The organism is Chitinophaga sp. (assembly GCF_035564935.1).
Classification (GTDB): Bacteria; Bacteroidota; Bacteroidia; order Chitinophagales; family Chitinophagaceae; genus Chitinophaga.
Genome location: NZ_DATMTE010000902.1, coordinates 1 through 3,789, shown reverse-complemented (window position 1 = coordinate 3,789; position 3,789 = coordinate 1). Strand labels below are relative to the sequence as shown.

General features: G+C 47.0%; 4 protein-coding genes. 2 read left to right on the top strand and 2 right to left on the bottom strand.

Annotation, left to right across the window (positions count from 1 at the left end; genetic code table 11):
• The coding region (locus VN105_RS23495) for a hypothetical protein (RefSeq protein WP_325644815.1) at positions 1 to 731 on the bottom strand (731 nt) is incomplete at its 3' end.
• A 5-nt stretch (positions 732 to 736) separates the two neighbouring features.
• Positions 737 to 1,723: a serine protease gene (locus tag VN105_RS23490; protein WP_325644813.1), complete on the bottom strand. Its 987-nt coding sequence runs from the start codon at positions 1,721 to 1,723 to the stop codon at positions 737 to 739.
• 396 nt (positions 1,724 to 2,119) lie between these two features.
• On the opposite strand from VN105_RS23490, the gene VN105_RS23485 reads away from it, so the two are divergent.
• A complete protein-coding gene (locus VN105_RS23485; protein WP_325644811.1) occupies positions 2,120 to 3,304 on the top strand; it encodes a FecR family protein in 1,185 nt (394 codons plus the stop codon).
• 230 nt (positions 3,305 to 3,534) lie between these two features.
• A partial coding sequence (locus tag VN105_RS23480) for a hypothetical protein (RefSeq protein ID WP_325644809.1) occupies positions 3,535 to 3,789 on the top strand: 255 nt, incomplete at its 3' end.

Below are 3,789 nucleotides of genomic sequence, written 5' to 3'. Positions count from 1 at the left end.
GGTTCCAGGGCAGCAGCTATATTTCTCAGTTCTTCTCCGGCAGTATTGTAGGCCCTGTCTGTGTCATTCCAGAAAGTGGTGTTTGAAAGAAAAATCCCGTTGTTGGGCAATGGTACCATTTTGCCGATATATTCAATTCTTTTCCAATCGCAGGTTTTGGCCAGAACAGGTATTACCCTTATATCACAGGTCATACAATACTGTACCAGCCGGTACCAGGGCCAGTCTGCTCCCACCAGGTCGGGGGTCAGTATAAGCAATATCCAGTTGCATGCAATGTTATCCTGTGCATCCCTGATATCCAGCAGTTCTATACAATCGCTATAAACAGCCAGGTGGTTACGTAATTGCCTGACCACACTGCGGTTGGCTATATCGGCAACAAATAATACCCGGAACGGCGTGCCTTCCCCACGATGATGTGATCGGATATCTACCGGTATTTCATCCCGGATGATATGTTGTTCCAGGTCATTCTCCAATGCTGCCATCTCCCCATCAAACTCGCGGAGGGTTTGCGCTATCTTTAGTACGGATTTTACAGTGCCTTCCTTCTCCGCAACGCCTATTACGGACTGCCATACGGCATAGGCGGTTCCTTCAAAGTCCAGGTCGCCGCGGGCCTCTTCCGGAATACTTCCCTGTACTACGGTGGATATTTGATCTTTCTGATAGATCCTGGCCGATAGTAAATCGCACGCACGGTTGAAATATTGAATCTTCAGTTGCATATTACTCAGATTTCAATGCCTTTGATACGTCCGGCTATTTCGCTTTTTACAACACGTATGTCTGCTCCCTGGTTGCGCAGCACCGGCCTGAGGGTAGTGGGATCCTGCGTCCAGCCGCCGCTGGTGTGCAGCGCTACCACTTCCCAGGCGGAGTTGAACACGGGACAACCGGAGGAACCGGGCAACGTATCAGTGAGGTATTGCACAATAGTGCCATTGGCATACGCCACCGTGTTGTGATAGAGGGCAATCTGCTTATGATCGCCGCCGGGGTGCTGGATAATATTCACAAAATCATCTGCTTTTACACCGTTGGCTGAGAGGGTAAGATGACCAAATTCCTTTACGGCATCGCCTTTGATTTTTACGATGGTCCAATCTGTTTCCGGCGCTGTTTCGAAACCATTGTCGGGGTCCAGGTCATAGTATATGGGCTGGAGCAGGGCGCCGGAAACGTTATATTCATAGTTGAACTGCAGTCTTGTTTTTGCGGCAATATCCCCGGTGGGGATAACGTGATTATTGGTAAGCAGGTAATTACCACGGAGCAGGAAGCCGGTGCCGAGGCATTCGCTGGTGGTGATTTTCGCAACGCATTTTGACCGGTCAATACCTTTTGCGAGGAAATTAACCGGCAGGAGAGTGCTCAGTTTATTGGTGAGTCCTTCCTGTTGCAGGGCGCTTTTCCCTTGCCAGCTTACATGTTTTCCTGCCATGGGGCTTTGGAAGCTGGTGTTTAAGTCGGCCTGCATGGCCAACAGGTAGTCGTTATCCGGTCGCAGTATCAATGCTGAATGCAGGAGGTCGAGCATTTTCTTTTCATCCACCGACTGGGATGCCTGGGTAACGAGGTTCATCCAGTTGTGATAGGCAACACTTGTAAGCATTAGCTTACCAAGGTTATAGCCGGCGCCCCGGGCAATGGACTCAAAGTCTTCTCTGTTCCAGAATAAGGTGGTCAGCATGTCCACCAGTTGAATATACTTGAACATATTTCAGGGTATTAGGGAGCATATAATCCGGGGAAATTATTATGTACTGCCTGTTCCGTGGCTGAAGAACGTAAAGCCGAACCTGCGCTATATTGCAGGTAACTGGTAATATCTGAATGTGACTGATGATCCGCAGCAATTGCCGCGCACCCGCAACAAAGGGGGCAAGGAAGCAGGAGGCCAGGGAGAAATGGAGTCGCATACAAATGGAGTATAACAATACCTTAATATTAATACTTTTTTTCCGATGAACCAAATTTTACCTGTCGCATCCTTCCGCATGAAACATCCATCCATCACCATATTAATCGGCTGAATTTTAGATAATTAAAAATATTTCCACTTTTTTTTTATTTCCGATGGGTATTATTCCCGGTTCAGTATACTTCTATTATTATGGATTTACCAATTCACGTTATAGAAAAATACCTGCGGGGGGAAGCCAGCGAGGAGGAAACCCGGCAGGTAAACGACTGGTTCTATTCAGCAGCTACAGCAGAGGACCCCGCTGATGAAGCGCTGGCAGCATTAAGAACGCAGATAGGGGAACGAATACATGATCGCCTGGATAAAAGTATAGATCTCACCATAAAACAGCGGAAAGAACAGCGTTCCGGGGTACTGAAAATTGCAGCGGCAGCGGCTATTATACTGGGCATCGGCACTTACTTCCTGGTGCAGCGGAGTATGTTCTCCAACAAGCCGTTACTTGCCGTAAAAACAACCGTAAAGAAGGGAGAGGCCGGAAATAACAGGGCAACATTGATCCTGGCAAATGGAAAGGAAATTGAGCTGGATAGCGCTGCAGATGGACCTATCGACAATAAAAGCGGGATACAGATCATAAAATCCGAAGATGGAAAGGTAGCCTATGTGCCAATACATGAACAGGGACAGTCATCATCGATGGCTTATAATACCATTATTACTCCCAGGAGCGGACAATACCGTGTTACACTGTCAGACGGAACAAAGGTCTGGCTCAATGCGGCGTCGTCGCTCCGGTACCCGGTCGCATTTAATGAAGGGAGCAGGGAAGTGGAATTGTCGGGAGAAGGATACTTTGAAGTAGCCACCGTGTTTTCAGAACAGGGCAAAAAAGTTCCGTTTACCGTATCCGTTCGTAACACCGGCCTGCCCAATGCCATGAAGGTAAAAGTGCTCGGAACAAAGTTTAATGTGATGGCCTATGGCGATGAAGCGGCTATTGAAACAACCCTGTTGGAAGGAAAAGTGGAAACTGCTTATTCCGCCGGTAATGCTTCGCTATCGCCCGGCCTGCAGTCGACGCTGGAGAAAAGCAACCTGAAATTTAAAGTTTCCAAAGCCGATATAGAACGGGCGCTGGCCTGGAAAAACGGGGAGTTCCGTTTTAACCGGATGGATATTAAAGGCATCATGCGGCAAATTGCACGCTGGTATGATGTTACAGTGGAGTACAGGGGCAACGTGGATAATATTAACCTGTCCGGCGTTTTTTCCAGGAAAAGTGAAGTAAGCCAGATGCTGGATATTTTGGAAGCCACTGGTACAGTACATTACCAACTGGATGGAAATAAAATTATCGTATCAACCAAATAAGCATCCGATGCCAATGAACAGTACATAGAATTTCCGCGTACATGCAGACCCAAAATAAATCCGGAAGTGCGGTCAACACTTCCGGATGAAAACATTTGGGTCCAAACAGCCTGTAAGAATATCGCTTTACAACCATTTATCACCCAAACATTATAAAGATAATGAATCTTATTCCCATTTGGGGCAGATTTAAATATCTGCGGCCCTTCCATGCCTCGTTTTTACTACCGATGAAGTTAATTGCTTGTTTTATTCTTGTTGCCACTTTCCAGGTGAATGCCACTACCATGGCTCAAACAGTAACAATAAGGGGAGTGAACATGTCGCTGCCGGCTATATTTGAGAAGATCAAAACGCAAACCGGTTATGCTTTTGTGTACCAAGACGACCTGCTTAAAAAAGCAGTGCCGGTCACTATTAACGAAGTGAATAAACCGCTGGAAGAAATACTTGTGGAGGTATTCAAAAGCCAGCCATTTATTTAT